13 protein-coding genes are annotated in these 18,145 nt (G+C 71.9%); 4 read left to right on the top strand and 9 right to left on the bottom strand.

From position 1 onward, the window contains the following. Positions 1–39 precede the first annotated feature (39 nt). From QI633_RS21185 to QI633_RS21210, 6 genes are all read right to left on the bottom strand, one after another. Positions 40–2,040 carry an Ig-like domain-containing protein gene (locus tag QI633_RS21185; protein WP_282426988.1) on the bottom strand — a complete coding sequence of 667 codons (2,001 nt, stop codon included), beginning with the start codon at positions 2,038–2,040 and terminating at the stop codon, positions 40–42. 62 nt (positions 2,041–2,102) lie between these two features. Next, positions 2,103–5,963 (bottom strand): ATP-dependent RNA helicase HrpA, encoded by a 3,861-nt coding sequence (hrpA, locus tag QI633_RS21190; protein ID WP_282426989.1) that lies wholly within the window; start codon positions 5,961–5,963, stop codon positions 2,103–2,105. A gap of 74 nt (positions 5,964–6,037) precedes the next feature. Then, complete coding sequence (locus QI633_RS21195) at positions 6,038–6,478, bottom strand: SRPBCC family protein (RefSeq protein ID WP_160158187.1); 441 nt, start codon at positions 6,476–6,478, stop codon at positions 6,038–6,040. Between the two features lie 28 nt (positions 6,479–6,506). Further along, on the bottom strand, positions 6,507–7,613 hold the full coding sequence (locus QI633_RS21200) for an FUSC family protein (protein WP_260805809.1): 1,107 nt from the start codon (positions 7,611–7,613) through the stop codon (positions 6,507–6,509). Between the two features lie 26 nt (positions 7,614–7,639). Next, positions 7,640–8,476, bottom strand: a complete 837-nt coding sequence (locus QI633_RS21205; RefSeq protein ID WP_141797553.1) for an SDR family NAD(P)-dependent oxidoreductase — start codon at positions 8,474–8,476, stop codon at positions 7,640–7,642. Next, the gene (locus QI633_RS21210; RefSeq protein ID WP_282426990.1) at positions 8,473–10,002 is read right to left on the bottom strand and encodes an NAD(P)/FAD-dependent oxidoreductase; all 1,530 of its coding nucleotides are present in this window, start codon (positions 10,000–10,002) and stop codon (positions 8,473–8,475) included. The genes QI633_RS21205 and QI633_RS21210 overlap by 4 nt, the downstream gene beginning before the upstream one ends. 49 nt (positions 10,003–10,051) lie before the next feature. Between QI633_RS21210 and QI633_RS21215 the strand changes: the two genes are divergently transcribed. After that, entirely contained in the window at positions 10,052–10,660 is a 609-nt protein-coding gene (locus QI633_RS21215) for a TetR/AcrR family transcriptional regulator (protein WP_260805808.1), read from the top strand. Between the two features lie 3 nt (positions 10,661–10,663). Here QI633_RS21215 and QI633_RS21220 read toward each other — a convergent pair whose 3' ends face one another. Then, positions 10,664–12,007, bottom strand: a complete 1,344-nt coding sequence (locus QI633_RS21220; RefSeq protein ID WP_141797550.1) for a threonine/serine exporter family protein — start codon at positions 12,005–12,007, stop codon at positions 10,664–10,666. A 46-nt stretch (positions 12,008–12,053) separates the two neighbouring features. Here QI633_RS21220 and QI633_RS21225 point away from each other — a divergent pair, with 46 nt between their 5' ends. After that, positions 12,054–13,181: a glutamate--cysteine ligase gene (locus QI633_RS21225; RefSeq protein WP_282426991.1), complete on the top strand. Its 1,128-nt coding sequence runs from the start codon at positions 12,054–12,056 to the stop codon at positions 13,179–13,181. Between the two features lie 4 nt (positions 13,182–13,185). Here QI633_RS21225 and QI633_RS21230 read toward each other — a convergent pair whose 3' ends face one another. Then, positions 13,186–14,676, bottom strand: a complete 1,491-nt coding sequence (locus QI633_RS21230) for an FG-GAP-like repeat-containing protein (protein ID WP_282426992.1) — start codon at positions 14,674–14,676, stop codon at positions 13,186–13,188. A 146-nt stretch (positions 14,677–14,822) separates the two neighbouring features. Here QI633_RS21230 and QI633_RS21235 point away from each other — a divergent pair, with 146 nt between their 5' ends. After that, a complete protein-coding gene (locus QI633_RS21235; protein ID WP_282426993.1) occupies positions 14,823–16,286 on the top strand; it encodes a wax ester/triacylglycerol synthase family O-acyltransferase in 1,464 nt (487 codons plus the stop codon). Here QI633_RS21235 and QI633_RS21240 read toward each other — a convergent pair. Continuing rightward, positions 16,279–17,463, bottom strand: a complete 1,185-nt coding sequence (locus QI633_RS21240) for a DNA methyltransferase (protein WP_282426994.1) — start codon at positions 17,461–17,463, stop codon at positions 16,279–16,281. The genes QI633_RS21235 and QI633_RS21240 overlap by 8 nt on opposite strands. Positions 17,464–17,501: 38 nt before the next feature. Here QI633_RS21240 and QI633_RS21245 point away from each other — a divergent pair, with 38 nt between their 5' ends. Then, positions 17,502–18,107: a mismatch-specific DNA-glycosylase gene (locus tag QI633_RS21245; protein ID WP_141797546.1), complete on the top strand. Its 606-nt coding sequence runs from the start codon at positions 17,502–17,504 to the stop codon at positions 18,105–18,107. Positions 18,108–18,145 lie beyond the last annotated feature (38 nt).

The following is an 18,145-nucleotide window of genomic DNA, read 5'->3' on the forward strand; positions in this document are numbered from 1 at the left end:
TCCCACGCAGCGCGACGCCTCGACGACGGGATCGGCAGCTCATCGCACCCTCACTCGGTAGGTCCGGCTCGACTCGGCCACGCTCGGCGAGCCGAGATAGCGCACCGTCAGCCTGCGCTTGCCGGGCTTCAGCCTCTTCGTCGTCAAGGTGATCGACGTCGAGCCCGCGCTCAGCACGCCGGTGGCGACGACGCGCCTGCCTGCCCTGATCTCGACGATCCCGGTGGCAGGGGTCGCGGCCGACACCGCGATCCTCGCCTTCACGCGGTGCCGGGCCAGGCTCTTGAAGCTGGCCTTGACACCCGACGGGGACAGGGCCGGCGGGATGGAGCTGCCCGGGTCGGATGGTCCGGACGGGCCTGGGGTCACCGTGAGCGTGAGTCTCGCCTGCGATGCACGCACGTTCACGTCACCCGTGTAGTCCAGCGTGAGGTCGTGCGTTCCGACCGGCAGTGCGATGGTCCCGTGGCCGGCGACGAGTGTCACCGTGTCCAGGAGCGTGGTGCCCTCCCTCACGGCGACGGACCCGGTCGGCGTCACGACGGAGCCGGATGCGACGACGTCGACGGATGCCGGGGTGCCGGCGACGACGGTGTCCGGTGTCACCGAGATCGCCGAGGACGCCTGCTCGACCGTGAGCATCCGCGCGGGGCTGAGCGAGCCGTCGTGGGTCGCGCTCCCGAGATAGCGCGCGGTCACCGAGCGCTGCCCGACGGCCCCGGGTGCGAGGGAGAGACGTGCGCTCGCGTCCGTGTCCACCGGGGACCGGCCGACCTCGTTGCCGTCCACGAAGAAGGCCACCTGGCCCGTCGCGCGAGCCGCCGCGCCCTCGACCGCGACGCGGGCGGTGGCAAGGACCTCGTCGCCTCCGACGGTGGCGGTGCCCCGGTCCAGCTGGAGCGAGGTGGTCGTCGGGATCGCGGTGCTGCCGGGCTCCTTGATCTGGATCGTGGTGCGCGCGACCGCCGACTCGGCGGTGGTCGCGTCGCCGGTGTTGGAGACCCGGATCTCCCAGCTCCCGGTGTGGGTGGCGGCGAACTGGCTCAGGTCGAAGCGCGCCGCCTGGTAGCCGCCGGGGTAGGGCCGTCCGGGCTCGATGACCACCGGGTCCCCACCGTCGGTGCGCTGCGCCACGACCCTGATCGCGCCCCTCGGCGACTCCCTCAGGAGGAACGGGGTGTCGTTTCGCGCGACGGCGTTCATGATGAGGGGCTCGCCCCGCGTCAGCACGGTGGCCGAGAAGGTGGCATCGATCCGGTTGGGGATCCGCTCGACGACCAGGTCGCCCACGAAGCTCCCCGTGCCGGGAGCGGTGGCCCCGTAGGCGGCATCGCCGGCGTACTCGACCTCCACGAAATGAGTACCGGGCTGAAGGTGATCGTCGGCCGCCCCCAGCAGCGTTCGTCCGTTCGCATCGATACTGCCCGTGCCGACCGAGCGCTGTGCGCTCGTGTGCAGCCTGACCGCGGTGCCGGCGGTCGGGCGCACCGCGGTCGGTTCGTCGGCCGCGAACTCGACCGGGATGAAGGCGCTGTACGGCACCGTCGTGCTCGGCAGCCGCACCGTGCCCGGGATGAACTGCGGGACGAACCGCTCGTAGGTGGTGCCGCCCACCGTGCCGTCGCCGGCCGCGACGTCGACCCGGTACGACGTGCCGATCGTCAGGCCCGTGGTCGGGATCTGGAACTGGGCGGGGAGCTCCTTGGTCTCGAGGTCGATGCCGTTCATCGACACGGTCGCGTTGATCGGGTCCCCCGTGCCCCCGAACGCTCTCACGTTGAGCAGCAGCGGGTCGCCGTACCTGGGATCGGCCACCTTCGTCGCGCTGACCTTGAAGGCCGGCGCGGCCGTCGCGATGGCCGGCGGGCCGGCGTTCGCTCCCGCGACGCCGAGGGCGGCCGGCAGACCGACCAGGCCTGCGAGCAGCGTCGCGATCAGCGCTGCGCGGGCTCCGGGTCGTGCGATGCGACCACCTGGCGTCCGTACCGCGCGCGCGCGGCGGGAGTCGGCGGATCTGGATGCTTCTCTCGGATGTCTCACCTCGGCACCCTGTCCGGGGGCGTTGGAGCGCGGCTTGAGACCGACTGGAGTTCCCGCGACCGTCAGAGAGAGTCGAGGGCCTTGCGGATCCGCACGTCCGAGATCGGGCCGTCGGTGCCGAGCTGCTGGGCCCACAGGGAGACCCGGTACTCCTCGAGCATCCACCGGATCGCGCGCAGGCCGGTGCCGGCGGGGCGCCCGTCGGGCAGGGCGCCGACCCGGGCGAGATAGGCGTCCTGGAGCGGCTGGAGGACGTCCATGCGCTGCCGGTCCTTCGCGAGGGCGGCCGGGCCGCCGGTCTCGAGGGCGGTACGACGCTCGCGCATCGCCGCCAGCCAGGTGCGGTAGCGCCGCAGCCGGACGAGCCCGGCCTCACCGACGAAGCCATCATGGACGAGACGGGCGAGCTGGCCCTGCAGGTCGGTCAGCGCGGGCAGCATCGGCAGGTCGGCGCGACCGCTGAGCAGGCGGTCGACCTCGCGCCAGGTCGCGAGGACGCGGAGCAGCTCGCCGAGCACCTCGCGCACCCCCGCGGCGGCGGAGGCGCGCACGGCGGCCAGCAGGTCGTCGTACGCCGCACGGCTCCGCACGGCGGGCCGGGCGTCGACGGCGTCGACCACGACGGCGCGCAGGCAGTCGTCGAGGATCGCGGGCACGCCGGCGTACGGCGTCCCGGCGAGGCCGAGCTTCTCGGCGTTGCCGAGGCTGTCGAGCACGCCGGCGAGGGGTGCCGAGCCCAGGGCGAGCAGGGCCAGGCGGACCACGCCGAGCCGGTGCCGGGCGTCGCGCTCGTCGGCGGAGCCGAAGACCTGGAGGCCGACGGTGCTGCCCTCGTCGACCAGGCCGGGGAACGCCTCGACCTCGTGGCCGGCGCGGGTCCAGGTGGCGGTGACGGGGATCTCGTCGAAGACCCAGTCGGTCTCGCCGGTGCGGGCGACGCCGGAGTCGGAGGCGACCGCGGCCATCGCGCGCTCGAACTGCGGTTGCAGCGGGGCCTTGAGCTCGGCGAGCGACTTGCCGCGGCCCTGAACCGCTCCCCGCTCATCGACGACGCGGTAGCTCGGCGTGAGGTGCGCGGGCAGCGAGGCGAGGTCCCAGGCCGAGCGCGGGACGTGCACGCCGGTGGTCGAGCGCAGGTAGCGCTCGAGGGCGGTGAGCAGCGCCTCCTCCCCCGCGGGTACGGCGGCCAGGAACTCGCGCGCCGTGTTCGGCGCCGGGACGAAGCTGACCCGCAGCGCCTTCGGGAGACTGCGGATCAGCTCGGTGACCAGCTCCTCGCGCAGGCCCGGGACGATCCAGGAGAAGTCGTCGTCGTCGACCCGGTTGAGGGTGGCGACGGGGATGTCGATGGTCAGCCCGTCGTCCTTCGCGCCCGGCTCGAAGTGATAGCTGATCGGGAAGCTCAGTCCCCCCGTCACCGACCACGACTCCGGGTAGTCCGCCTCGCGGACCTCCTCGGCCGTGTCGTGGGTGAGCATCGCCGGGTCGAAGGTGAGCAGCTCGGGCTGGGCGCGCCGGGCGTCCTTCCACCAGCGGTCGAAGTGCGCGCCGCTGACGATCCCCTCGGGGACGCGGGCGTCGTAGAAGTCGAAGAGCGTGTGCTCGTCGACGACCAGGTCGCGTCGACGGGCGCGGTGCTCGAGCTCCTCGGCCTCGGCGAGCAGCCGGCGGTTCTGCTGGAAGAAGCGGTGCCGGGTGTCCCACTCGCCGTACACCAGCGCGTGCCGGATGAAGATCTCGCGCGACAGCTCGGGGTCGACCTTGCCGTAGGAGACGGCCCGGTCGGCGGCCAGCGGTACGCCGTACAGCGTGACCCGCTCGCGGGCCATCACGGCCTGCCGCTTGCGGGACCAGGCCGGCTCGGAGTAGGTCCGCTTGACCAGGTGGGCGCCGAGCCGCTCGGCCCACCGTGGGTCGATCGCGGCGTTCTGGCGCGCCCAGAGCCGGCCGGTCTCGACGAGCTCGCCGGCCATCACGAAGGGCGGGTTCTTGCGGGCGAGGCCGGAGCCGGGGAAGATCGCGAACTTCGCGCCGCGGGCGCCGAGGTACTCGCGTGGGCCGGGGCGCCGGTTGTCCTTCCGGGCGCCCGGCCCCGACCGGGCCGGCTTCTCGCGCTCCTCGAGCACGCCGATGTGGGAGAGCAGCCCGGAGAGCAGGGCCTGGTGGATGCCGTCGGCGTCGGGGGTTTCGAGGCTCGTCGCTGGCGCTCCTCGCACCTCAACCACCGGGGCTGGCGCCTCGAGCCGGACCCCCATCTCCTTGGTGACCTGCCGCAGCTGGGCGACGAACTCCTGCCACTCGCGCACCCGCAGGTAGTTGAGGTACTCGCGCTTGCACATCCTGCGGAACGCGCTGCTCGACAGCTCGCGCTGCTGTTCGCGCAGGTGGCGCCACAGGTTGAGCCAGGAGAGGAAGTCGGAGCCCTCGGCCTTGAAGCGGGCGTGCAGCTGGTCGGCCTGCGCGCGCTCGGTCGGGTGGTCGGCGCCGGGCCGCTCGCGCGGGTCCTGCAGCGAGAGGGCGGCGACGATGACGAGCACGTCGCGCACGCAGCCGAGACGCTCGGCCTCGAGCAGCATCCGGCCCAGGCGCGGGTCGATCGGCAGCCGGGCGAGGCGGCGGCCGACCTTGGTCAGCTCGCCCTGGCGGGCGCCGGAGGTGACCGCGCCGAGCTCCTCGAGCAGCTGGGTGCCGGCCTGGACGTTGCGCCGGTCGGGCGGCTCGACGAACGGGAACCGCTCGATGTCGCCCAGGCCCAGCGAGGTCATCTGGAGGATGACGGAGGCGAGGTTGGTGCGCAGGATCTCCGGGTCGGTGAACTCGGGGCGGGCCTCGAAGTCCTCCTCGGCGTACAGCCGGATCGCGATGCCGGCCGCGACGCGGCCGCAGCGTCCGGAGCGCTGGTTGGCGGAGGCCTGGCTGATCGGCTCGATCGGCAGGCGCTGGACCTTGGTGCGCGCGGAGTAGCGGGAGATGCGGGCGACGCCGGTGTCGATGACGTAGCGGATGCCGGGGACGGTCAGCGAGGTCTCGGCGACGTTGGTGGCCAGGACGACGCGACGCCGGGAGCCCTTGGCGGGGGCGAAGACGCGGTGCTGCTCGGCGGCGGAGAGGCGCGAGAAGAGGGGCAGTACGTCGACGCCGCGGATGCCGTCGCCGAGCGGCGCGAGCGCCTCGGCGGTGTCGCGGATCTCGCGCTCCCCGGGGAGGAACACCAAGATGTCGCCCGGCCCCTCGGCGGAGAGCTCCTTGACCGCGTCGACGATCGCCTCGGTCTGGTCCCGGACGATCGGCTCGCCGTCCTCGTCGTCCTCGGGCAGGTCCATGAGCGGGCGGTAGCGCACCTCGACCGGGTACGTGCGCCCCGAGACCTCGACCACGGGAGCGTCGAAGTGCTTCGCGAACCGCTCGACGTCGATGGTCGCCGAGGTGATGACCAGCTTGAGGTCGGGGCGCTTGGGGAGCAGCTGGCGCAGGTAGCCGAGCAGGAAGTCGATGTTGAGGCTGCGCTCGTGGGCCTCGTCGATGATGATCGTGTCGTAGCGGCGCAGCAGCCGGTCACGCTGCAGCTCGGCCAGCAGGATGCCGTCGGTCATCAGCTTGACCCGGCTCTGCTTCGACGTCTTGTCGGTGAACCGGACCTGGTAGCCGACCAGGTCACCGAGATCGGTCCCGAGCTCCGAGGCGATCCGCTCGGCCACCGAGCGGGCCGCGATCCTGCGCGGCTGGGTGTGCCCGATCATCCGCGGACGCCCGTCCTCGCCCGGTGTGCCGCGTCCCAGCTCGAGGCAGATCTTCGGCAGCTGGGTGGTCTTGCCGGAGCCGGTCTCGCCGGCGACGATCACGACCTGGTGGTCGCGGATCGCGGTCGCGATGTCGTCGCGTCGGGCGCTGACCGGGAGGTCGGGCGGGTAGGAGATCTTCACAGCGCGCCCATTATTGCCGGGGTTGGGTGGGTGAGAGTGATCCAGAGGTCACTCTCACCCACCCGACTCCCGCCTCAGAGCGACTCCACGTTGCGCACCAGCGCCTCGCTGGAGTGCTTGACCGCGATGCCGACGACGGGCTTGACCGCGCCGGCGATCGCCTTGCCGGCCGGGCCGCCGGGCAGGGTGAAGGAGATCCAGGCATCGACCCGGGTGCGGTCGTCGCCGAGGTCGGTGAAGCTCCAGCGCTGCGTGGTCTCCACGCCCTTGACCGAGGTCAGCTCGAGCAGCCGGTCCCGCTCCCACGCGGTGCACTCGATGCGCGCCTTGAGCGGTACGCCGACCTTCATCACGCCGTCGTACTGGGCACCGACGCCGTGGAGCTGGTCGGTGACCGGCTCGATCTTGCTGAGGCCGTACATCCAGTCCTTCGTGGTGCTGAAGTCGTCGACGTACGCGAACACCTTGCTGATCGGCGCCGCGATCTCGACGCTCTGCTCCACCACGTTGCTCACCGCGGAAGTGTGACACGCCGTCACAGGTTCAGCGGGGAGGGGGCAGCGCGTCGGTGGCCTCGAGCTGGCCCATCCCGGTGACCATGAGCAGGTCGGCGACGATCGCGCGCAGCTGGGCCAGGATCGCCTCGGCGGTGAGGATGTCACTGCGCTCGACCTGTCCGGTCGCCGCACCGACGGCCAGCACCTCGTCGCGGGCCGCGATCGCGACCCGGTCGGCGTGCAGCTCGCGGGCGATGGCGTCCGCGGCCGAGGCGAGGTCGGCGGTGAGCCCGATGTACGACGACGGCACGGGCAGGCGTCGGTAGGCGATGATCGTGGTCTGTCGCACGAGCACGCGGGTGCTGCGCAGAGCGCGGTCGAGCGGGTCGACCAGCTCGACCATCCGCCGCAGCGGCTCGCGGTGCCGGATCCGGAACGGCGAGGAGCTGACGACGGCCATCCCCTCCTCGGCCGCGGCCTGCAGCTCGCGGATCAGCCGGTCGGTGGTCCGGGCGTCGGCGAGCAGCTCGAGCGCCGGCGTGACCTCGCCGTCGACCATCACGTCGGAGGCGGCACGCAGCAGCTGGGCGATCTTGCGGGCGACGGCGGAGGCCTGCTCGCGGGGCCGGCGCAGCGGCGCGGCCGGGACCGCCATCGCGGCGAGCAGTGCCACGCAACCTCCGATGACGGCGTCGGTCCAGCGCAGGAACGAGCCCTCGGCGCCGGGCAGCAGGACCGTGACCACGATCGACTGGACGGCGGCCTGGGAGACGAACATGATCCCGGCGTCGAGGAAGAGCGCGATCGACATCGAGAGGAACACGATCAGCGCCAGCTGCCAGGCGCCCGAGCCGATGCCCGAGACCAGGACGTCGGCCATGAAAACGCCGATCGCGACGCCGAGGGTGACCTCGACGACGCGCCGGAGCCGCTGGCCGTACGACGTGCCGAGGCACAGCACCGCTGCGATCGGCGCGAAGAACGGCAGGGTGTGGTCGAGCAGGTCGTGCGCGACGAACCAGGCCAGGCCGGCCGCGATCGAGCACTGCCCGACGACCCACAGCTTCTCGCGCCACCGGTCGAAGCGGCCGCGCAGCGACAGGCGGCTGCGCGACCACATCCGGTCCAGGACTCCGTCGGTCACCGCCTCCACACGGCAACCCTAGTGGGCTTCCGGCGTCAGACGGCCTTGGCCGGAAGGACCCTCTTGGAGAGCAGCGCGACGACGTCCTCGTAGCGCGAGCCGGTGAACTTCTGGAAGTTGTGCAGGGCGTGGGCGTCGAGGCCGACGAGGACCCGGGCCTGGTTCTTCACGATGCCCTTGACGATGATCTCGGCGGCCCGCTCGGGGGTCATCCGGGCGAGCTTCTCGTCGAACAGCTTCGCCGTGGCGGCCTGGTCCTCCTTGTCGGAGACCCGGGCGTTGCGGGCGATCGCGGTCTTGATGCCGCCGGGGTGGACCGAGGTCACGCCGACGTTGTGGCCGGCGATGAGCATCTCCTCGCGCAGCGCCTCGGTGAAGCCGCGCACGGCGAACTTGGTCGCGTTGTAGGCGCTCTGGCCGGGCATCGCGAGCAGGCCGAACAGGGACGACAGGTTGACCACGTGGCCCTCGCCGGAGGCGATCAGGTGCGGCAGGAACTCCTTGGTGCCGTGCACGACGCCCCAGAAGTTGATGCCGACGATCCAGTCCATGTCCTTGTACTCGAGGTCGACCACGTCACCGGCCAGCGCGACGCCGGCGTTGTTGATGACCACGTTGACCTGACCGAAGTGGTCGGCCACGGCAGCGGCGTACGACGCGAACGCCTCGCGGTCGGCGACGTCGAGCCGGGCGGTCTGCACGTCGGGCGAGCCCGCCCCGGAGGCCAGCTCGGCGGTCTCGGCCAGGCCGGCCTCGTTGACGTCGGACAGCGCGAGCCGCGCGCCCTTGCCGGCCAGGTTCACGGCCAGGGCGCGGCCGATGCCCGATCCCGCACCCGTGATGACGACGACCTTGTTGTTGAGGTTCTTCACGCGCTGACTGCCTCTCGCTGGTGGGACACCTCGACGTCGTACCGGTCGAGGTCGAACTTGCTCAGGTGCTGCCGGAAGGTGAACGTCTGACCCGGCCACAGGGTCGTGTTGTTGCCGAACTTGTCGAGGTACCAGCTGGCGCAGCCGCCGGTCTGCCACACGGTGGGCTTCATCCTGCGACGGATCTCGGCGGTCCACTCGTCCTGCGCGGCCTGGGTCGGCTCGACCGCGGCGAGGCCCTCGCGGCGCATCGCCCGGGCCGCCTCGACGACGTACTTCACCTGCGACTCGATGATGAAGATCATGCTGGAGTGGCCCAGCGCGGTGTTGGGACCGACGATCTGGAACAGGTTGGGGAAGCCGTGGAAGGTGGTCCCCTTGTAGGCCGCCATGCCGCTCTCGTCCCACAGCTCGCCCAGCGTGACGCCGGCACGGCCGGTGATGTGGCGGGCGATCGGGGGCTCGGTGACATAGAAGCCGGTGGCCACGACGAGCACGTCGATCGGCCGCTCGACGCCGTCGGCGGTGACGATGGCGTTGCCGGTGACCTTGGCTACGGGAGAGGTGACCAGGTCGACGTTGTCGGCATCGAGCGCGGGGTACCACTTGTTGGAGATCAGGATCCGCTTGCAGCCGGCCCGGTAGGCGGGGGTGACCTTGCGGCGCAGCTCGGGGTCGGTGATGCCCTTGGCGATGTTCCTCTTCCCCTGCATCTCGACCGCGCGCATCGCCTGCGGGAACTTCGCGAACGCCGGGACGCGGGACTCGAGGGTGCCGTAGACGAGGGCGCGCAGCGCGCGCTGGGCGCCGGGGACCCGCTTGAACACGGTCTTCTCGAGGGAGCTGAAGGAGCGCTCGTTGCGCGGGATCACCCAGTTGGGGGTGCGCTGGTAGACGTCGAGGTGGCCACCCGACTCGGCTAGCACCTTCTGCAGCTCGGGCACGAGCTGGATGGCCGAGGCGCCGGTGCCGATCACGGCGACCCGCTTGCCGGCGAGGTCGACGTCGTGGTTCCAGCGGGCCGAGTGGAAGATCTCGCCCTGGAACGAGTCGATGCCCTCGATCTCGGGCAGGCGGGGCTCGGAGAGCCCGCCGGCGCCGGCGATGAGGGTGCGGGCGGCGTACTCCTTGACGCCGGCGGGGCCCTCGGTGCGCACGATCCAGCGCTGCGCCTGCTCGTCCCACGCCGCGTCGAGGACGGCGGTGTCGAACACGAAGCGGTCGAGCGTGCCGGACCTCTCGGCGACCTTGCGGGTGTACTCCCAGATCTCCTGCTGCGGCGAGTACACCTTCGACCAGTCGGGGTTCAGCGCGAAGGAGTAGGAGTAGAGCTGGCTCGGCACGTCGCACTCGGCACCGGGATAGGTGTTGATGTGCCAGGTGCCACCGACGTCGCTGTCCTTCTCGATGACGACGAAGTCGCGCTCGGCGGCCTCGTCGAGCTTGATGGCTGCGGCGAGCCCGGCGAAGCCGGCGCCGACGATGAGGTGGTCGACCTGGGTGCGACCCGCGCTGCTGGAGCTCATGGCACGACGCTATTGGCGTTATTGAACATCTGTCAATAGAATGCCCGGCGTGACGCCCGCCACGCCCTCCCCCGCCCCGCGCACCCGGCTCTCGCCGGCGCAACGGCGTACCCAGCTGCTCGACCTCGGTGTCCGGCTGCTCGCCACCCGCTCCCTCGACGAGCTCTCCATCGACCTCCTCGCCGAGGAGGCAGGCATCTCGCGCGGGCTGATGTACCACTACTTCGGGGGCAAGCAGGGCTTCTACGAGGCCGTCGTCCAGCACGCCGCCGACGACCTCTACGCCCGCACCGCGCCCCCCGAGGAGGGCGAGCCGATGGAGCGCCTGCTCGCCTCGCTGACCGGGTACGTCGACTACGTCGTCGCCAACCACGCGGGCTACCGCTCGCTGGTCAAGGGCGCGACCGCCGGCAACGACAGCCTCCGCGCGATCTACGAGACCACCTTCGCGGCGCTCGCCGAGCGGTTCTTCACCGCCGACCCCGGCGGCCTGGTCATCCCCGACACACCCGCCGTACGCCTGCTCATCCACGCCTGGCAGGCCATGGTCGAGGACCTCGTCCTCACCTGGTGCGACTCCCCCGCGGGCCTCTCCCGCGACGACCTGCTGCAGGTGATCACCACCTCGCTCCCGGCCCTCGTCGACACCCTCCCCTGACGATCAGGTGCGGCGGGAGGACCTGCCGCGCCGGCGGGCCCGGGTGACGCCGACCAGGCGGGGACCGGCCAGGCGGGCCTCGACCCGGCGGGCCTCGCGCATGACCGGCTGGGCGACGTACTCGCCGAGGATCACGCCGGAGGCCAGCGCGATGGCGACCGAGGCGGCGGTGACCATGGCGAGCAGGCCCTGGGCGGCCTGCTGGCTGCCCTCCTGCCCGAGCAGGAACAGGCCGCGGTAGATCGAGAGTCCGGGCAGCATGGGTACGACGGCCGAGACCACCACGACCAGGGGCGGGACCCGGAACCGGCGGCCCACCGTGTAGCCGAACAGGCCGATCACGAAGGCGGACAGGCCGACCGCGAAGGTGCGCCCGGCGCCGATCTCGGACATCGCCTCGGTGGCGGCGATCGCGAAGCCGCCGAGCAGGCCGACGGGGAGCAGGGTGCGCAGGGGTGCGTACGACGCGAAGGCGAACGCCGCGGCGCCGATCGCGCCGCCCACGGCGACGGCCGACACCCCGACCAGGTCGAGCCTGGGCAGCGTCAGCCGCGGGATCTCCAGGCCGACCGCAGCGCACAGCGACAGCCCGCCGCTGACCCCGGTGATGATGCCGGCGGTCGCGAGCACCGCCTCGAGGATCCGCGCGCCGCCGGTCACGAAGAAGCCGGAGAGCGCGTCCTGGACCGCGCCCATGAAGCCGATGCCGGCGAGCAGCATGATGATGTTGGCGGTCACGACGAGCGACGCGTTGAGGTGCACCCACGGCTCAGCGAGCCGGGTGCCGAGCGCGGCGAGCACGGTGGCGACCACGCCGCCGGCGACCTGCTGGTAGAAGCCGGGCAGCCGGCGCCGGGTCATCAGCAGCTGGAGCCGGTCGATGCAGATCGCGGCCAGCGTCGCCACGAGTACGACGACCAGGTTGCCACCGAGCTGCAGCCCGACGCCACCGCACATCGCGCCCCACCCCAGGGTCGCGGCCCAGCGCGGCCGCGAGTGCCCCGACGACACGATCTGCGCGAGCTCGGTGCGGGCACCCTCGAGGTCGGTCTCCCCCGCGACGACGTCACGCACCATGTGGTCGACCCGGGTCAGGTCCTCGTAGTCGATCTCGCGCTGGGTGACCGCGCGCAGCTGGACCACGGGCGGCTCGTCGGGTCCCTGCTGGACGCTCATCGCCAGCGAGGTGAAGGTGACGTCCACCTGCGTGTGGCGTACGCCGAGCGCCCGGGCCAGGGCCCGCATCGTCGCCACCACGTCGGGCGCGCCGGCGCCCGAGGACAGCAGCACCTCCCCGACCTTGAGGCACAGGTCGAGCGTGCGGTGGAGGGTCCGCAGGTCGTCCATGCCCCAACTCTGTCAGGTGGCCGCGCGGCACCTCTACGCTGATCGCGTGCGCATCGACTTCCACGGCTCGGCCGAGCCGACGCTGGGGGTGGAGTGGGAGTTCGCGCTGGTCGACCGCCGCACCCGCGACCTCCGCAACGACGCCGCCCACCTCTTCGCCCGGGCCAAGCCCCGGATGCCCGCGCCGGGCAAGCTCCACAAGGAGCTGCTGAAGAACACCGTCGAGGTGGTCACCGGCGTGTGCGGCACGGTCGGCGAGGCGATGGCGGACCTGCGCGACACGCTGCAGTACGTCGCGAGTGCGGCCGACGACCTCGACCTGGACCTGTACGGCGCGGGCACGCACCCCTTCGCGGACTGGACCGGGCAGCAGCTGACCGAGGGCCACCGGTACGCCGAGCTGATCAACCGCACGCAGTGGTGGGGCCGGCAGATGCTGATCTGGGGCGTGCACGTCCACGTCGGGCTCCCGGCGAAGGATCGCGTGCTGCCGGTCCTCAACGGCCTGCTCACCTACTACCCCCACCTGCAGGCGCTCTCGGCGTCCTCGCCCATCTGGATGGGTGTCGACACCGGCTACGCGTCCAACCGCGCGCTGATGTTCCAGCAGCTGCCGACCGCGGGACTGCCGTTCCAGTTCGAGCGCTGGGAGGAGTTCGAGCACTTCGCGCACGACCAGCTCACGACCGGCGTGATCGACGAGCTCAGCGAGATCCGCTGGGACCTGCGCCCCGCCATGAAGCACGGCACGCTCGAGAACCGGATCTGCGACGGCGTCTCCACCCTTGCCGACATGCAGGGCCTGGTCGCCCTCATGCACTGCCTTGTCGTCTGGCTCGACGAGCGGGTCGCGGCCGGCGAGACACTGACCACGATGCCGCCGTGGCACGTGCAGGAGAACAAGTGGCGGGCGGCGCGGTACGGCGTCGACGCGATCGTGATTCTCGACGCCGCGTCCAACGAGCGGCTCGTCACCGACGACCTGGCCGAGCTGGTCCCCCGGCTGGAGCCGGTCGCCGCCCGGCTGGGCTGCGAGGCCGAGCTCGCCTCGGTGCTCGACATCGCGACCCGCGGGCCGTCGTACGTGCGCCAGCGGGCGGTCGCCGAGCGGACCGGCAACGACCTGGTCGCGGTCGTCGGCTCGGTGGTCACCGAGCTGAAGGCCGGACTCTAGCTCCTCAGGACTCGGGGAACTCGATGCGGCAGTCGGAGTTCTCGCACGCCGGGGTCTCGGCCCACACCGTGGCCTTCTCGAAGACGGTGCCGGTCGACTTCATCACCTGCACGCCGGTGAACTTCGCCTCCTGGGAGGCCTTGACGACGAACACCACGTCGCCGTCGCCGTCGCCGTCGACGTCGCTCAGGGTCGCCCCCTGGAGGGTGCGCTGGCCGATCGTGGAGGTGCCGGTGAAGCCGGCGACGGCGCGGGGGCGGCCGTCGGCGAGGTCGTAGACGGTGACCTCGACCTCCTCGTCGTACGAGCTGGCCTGGACGGCGACCAGGCTGGTGGTGCCGTCACCGGTGACGTCGCCGACGAGGTAGGCGTCGGCGTACAGGTCGTCCTCGGTGACCGCGCCGACCTCGAACTCCTTGCCGGTCGAGGAGAGCAGCGCGTAGCCCCGCTTGCCGGAGTAGTAGCCGGTGTAGTCCTCGTCCTTCACCTTCTCGGCCGGCAGCCGGGTCCACAGGTCGGCCAAGCCGTCGTGGTCGAAGTCGCCGGCCCGGATCTCGGTCGAGTCGATCGTCGCGTTGGTCAGCGCGGCCCACCGGACCGGGTCGGCGAAGCCGCCGCTCCCGTCGCCGAGGAGCACCTGCACCTCGACGCTGCGGTCGTTGGGACCGATGAGGGCGAGGTCGGCGCTGCCGTCGCCGTCGAAGTCGCCGGCCTGCACCTGGATGCGGGTGCCGTACTCCTCGAGCGAGGACAGGGCGAGCCGGAAGGTCTGGTCGCCGGGGAACTCCTTGTCGGTGGACGACAGGGTCAGCTGGTTGGCGTCGTCGACGAAGGACCAGGCGAGCTGCTCGTTGGTGCCGTCGTCGTCCCAGTCGAGGTAGAGCTCGTCCGGCTCCCGGGACTCCTCGACCGCGAGCTCGCTGGTCGTGAACACGGTGCCGTTGCTGCTCGCGGTGACCCGGCGCGTGCTCTCGTAGTCCGGGGAGAAGTAGAAGACCGCGTCGCCGTGGCCGTCGCCGTCGATGTCGCCCTGGATCGCCGCGGGGTGGTCCTTGCCGTCGTCGCCCCCGTCGCCGCCGCCACCGCCGGCACTTGTGTCGTCCTCCCACGGGCGCAACGCGGCCAGGGTGCCGGCCGCACCGGCCAGCAGGACCAGGACGACGGCGAGCGCGATCCACAGGCCGAGGCGGTTGCGCCGGGGCGGGGACGGCATCGAGGCGGGCATCGGGGCCGGCATCGGGGCCGGCATCGGGGTGTACGGCGGCTGCGGGCCGCCGTACCCGAGCGAGGGGATGTGACCGTAGCCGGCGGGCGGAGATGCAGGCGGCGGAGCGGCGGGCGGTGGGGTCTCCGGCTCCGGGCGGGCCCGGGTCGACTCGTCGGCCGGCGCGAACCGGGTCATCGGTCGACGCTCGGCGGTCCAGTCCGAGCCGTCCCAGCGGCGCTCCATGCCGTCACCGTCCGGGTACCAGCCGGGAGGGGTGATGTTGCTCAAGGCCTGATCCCATCCGTTCGCGTGCAGCCGGGCCCTTCCTACCCCATGCAGGGGCAGGTCACGCCTCGCCGCGCTCCCCGATTCGCTTGTGGCGACCGTCACGACGCGCAAGGATCGGGGCCACCTGCGACGAAAGGGGCTGCTCCGTGGTCTCCGTTCCCGGCAACCGTTTGATCGACCCGACCTCCGCGGCGTTCCTGCTCGCGGAGAACCGCAACATGCCGATGCACGTCGGCGGGCTGCAGCTCTTCGAGCCGCCCGCGGACGCGGGGCCGGACTACGTGCGGGAGATGTTCGAGTCGATGCGGGACACGGAGCGGATCGCGCCCCTGTTTCTCAAGCACCCCTACCGCTCGGTCAAGACCGGCGGCACGCTGGTCTGGCGCGACGACGAGCAGTTCGACATCGAGCACCACGTGCGGCACAGCGCGCTCCCCCAGCCGGGCCGGGTCCGCGAGCTGCTCGAGCTGGTCGGCCGGCTGCACTCCACGCGGCTGGCGTGGGAGCGGCCGCTGTGGGAGACCCACGTGATCGAGGGCCTCGCCGACGGCCGGGTCGCGATGTACACCAAGCTCCACCACGCCCTCGTCGACGGCATCTCCGCGATGCGGCTGATGGCCAGCACGCTCTCCTCCGACGCCGAGCGCCGCTCCATGCCCGCCCCCTTCGCCGAGGGTGCGGCGCGCAGGCGGAAGCCGGAGCCCGAGAGCGCCGACTCGCTTCCCGCCGCCGCGGTCGGCGCCGCCACCACGGCCGCCCGCACCCTCGCCGACCTGCCCGGCGACGCCGTGCGCACGGCCCTGTCGATCAGCGCGGACGCGGCCGGGATGCCGATGGCGCTGGTCAAGACCCTGCGCAAGGGCCTCAAGAACGAGACCTCGGCCGTCTCGCTCGCGGCGCCGCGCACGATCTTCAACCAGTCGATCACCGGCGCCCGCCGCTTCGCCGCCCAGGACTGGCCGGTGGAGCGGATCCGCGGCGTCGGCAAGGCCACCGGTACGACGATCAACGACGTCGTGCTCGCCATGTGCAGCGGCGCGATGCGGACCTACCTCACCGAGCTGGACGCGCTGCCCGAGCAGTCGATGGTCTCGATGGTCCCGGTCGGCCTCAAGGCCAAGCAGGCCGGCACCGCGTCTGCTGACGGCGGCAACGCGATCGGCTCGGTGATGGTGCGCCTGGCCACCGACAAGGCCGACCCGGCCGACCGGCTGCGCACCATCAGCCAGTCGATGAAGGACGGCAAGGAGGCGCTCTCCTCGATGACGCCCAACCAGATCGTGGCGATGAGCGCGATCGGGATGGCGCCCTCGATCGTGGTGCCGATGCTGAAGATGCAGGGCATCGTGCGGCCGCCGTACAACCTCATCATCAGCAACGTGCCCGGGCCGCGGGTGCCGCACTACTGGAACGGCGCGCAGCTGGTCGGCAACTACCCCGTCTCCATCCCGATCAACGGCATGGCGCTCAACATCACCTGTACGTCGTACGCCGGCAACATGGGCTTCGGCCTCACCGGCTGCCGCCGTACCGTGCCGCACCTGCAGCGTCTGCTGACCTTCCTCGACGACGAGCTCGCCGCGCTGGAGAAGGCCGCCGGCGTCAGCTGAGCTCGGCGTACCCGCCGCCGACGCGCTCGGCGACCGCCCGGAGCCGGGCGCGGGTCACCGACGAGACGGTCGGGTGGCCCGCGCGCTCGGCGTTGGAGCCGGGGCGGGTGGGCTCGGCGGAGTTGACCGAGAGACAGGTACGACGGCCGCCGTCGGCCGCGTTCGCGAGGGCGACGGCGTGCCCGGTGGTGCCGCTGCCGGCGAAGTAGTCGAGGACCCGGGCGTCGTCGGGCATGGTGCCGATGACGCGCAGCAGGAGGCCGGTCGGCTTGGGCGACTCGAAGACGTGGCCGACCAGGTCCTTGAGCTCGGCGACCGCGGTGTCGGTGGATCCGACCTCCTCGGCGAGCCAAATGGTCGGCAGCTTCTTGCGGCGCCCGCCGACGGGGTGGCGCCAGTCGCGCTGGTAGACGTCGACCCGGTCGCCCCGGGTGCCGCGTACTACGCGGCACTCGAGGTCGTCGGGCCGCTCGTCGATCCGGGGCCGGGACCAGCGCCACACGGCCGGCGTACCGTCCCCGAACACGGGCTTGATCTCCTCGGCGCCCGGGAACGGCGTCGTGGCGACCCGGCCCGTCGCCGGGTCCCCCCAGACCGGGAAGTGCAGGGTCGGCGCCGAGAGCGGGTTGAACTTCTTGTTGGTGTTGCGCAGCGGCAGCCGCCGGTAACGGCGCCCGTCGGGTGCCTCGAGCGGGAAGTCCGCCTCGACCACGGTCGTCGTCGACGTCGCGTCGAGCACGCAGCGGGCGACGTCCTTGGCGTAGACGAGCAGGTACTCGTGCGAGGTCGCGAACCCCTTCCCCAGCTGACGGCCCTTCGGGTTGAGGTTGACCACCACCTGCGCGAGGAAGTTGGCCTCGCCGTAGACCTCGTCGAGGAGCAGCCGCAGGTGCGCGACCTCGTGGTCGTCGATGCTGACGAACAGCGCCCCGGTCTCGGCGAGCACCCGGTGGCCCGCCTCGATCCGCGGCCGCAGGTAGGCCACCCAGGCGGCGTGCCGGCCGGCCGCGCCCGCGCCCCGCTCACCGCGGAAGTCGTCGTGGTAGGCGAAGTCGTTGCCGGTGTTGTAGGGCGGGTCGAGGTAGATGAGGTCGTACGACGCCGAGGGCAGCGACGCGAGGACGTCGAGGTTGTCGCCCTCGACGAAGGTGTTCCACGGTCCCGGCTCGTTGGGCACCAACGGATTGTCGCAGGCGTCGTGACAGGCTCGGCCCCATGAACGACAGGGCGCGCCGTACCTTCTCCCGGGCCGAGCTCGAGTCCTACCGCGACGCCGTGGTCCCCGACCTGCTCCCGAACGCACCCGGCCAGGTGCTCCGACTGCTGTTCGTCGGCATCAACCCCGGGCTGTGGACCGCGGCGACCCAGACCCACTTCGCGCACCCGGGCAACCGCTTCTACCCGGCGCTGCTGCTGGGCGGGGTGATCACCGAGCCGGTCGACCCGGCCGACGGGATGAGCGACTCCGAGCGGACCATGATGCGCGAGCGCGGCATCGGGATCAGCAACGTCGTGCACCGCGCGACCGCGAAGGCCTCCGAGCTGAGCGCCGAGGAGCTCAGGGCCGGCGGGCAGCAGCTGGTCGAGCTGGTGGCCCGCGAACGGCCGAAGGTCGTGGCGATCGCCGGGATCACGGCGTACCGCACCGCCTTCGGGCTCCCCAAGGCCGTCCCCGGCCGCCAGCCGGACACGATCGACGACCTGTGGTCGGGCGCAGAGCTGTGGGTGGTGCCCAACCCGAGCGGGCTCAACGCCCACGAGACCGTCGCCTCGCTGGCCGCGGCCTACCGCGAGGTGGCGGTGGCGGCCGGGGTCATCTGACGGCTCGCCTGCTTGTAACTACGTGTTACGTACCGGAT

It is taken from the genome of Nocardioides sp. QY071 (genome assembly GCF_029961765.1).
Taxonomy (GTDB): domain Bacteria; phylum Actinomycetota; class Actinomycetes; order Propionibacteriales; family Nocardioidaceae; genus Nocardioides.

What these genes read in the sequence shown, in the direction of transcription:
- QI633_RS21210 (WP_282426990.1), bottom strand. Translation starts at nt 10,002, where the DNA reads ATGAGCTCCAGCAGCGCGGGTCGCACCCAGGTCGACCACCTCATCGTC.
- QI633_RS21220 (WP_141797550.1), bottom strand. Translation starts at nt 12,007, where the DNA reads ATGGACGACCTGCGGACCCTCCACCGCACGCTCGACCTGTGCCTCAAG.
- QI633_RS21245 (WP_141797546.1), top strand. Translation starts at nt 17,502, where the DNA reads ATGAACGACAGGGCGCGCCGTACCTTCTCCCGGGCCGAGCTCGAGTCC.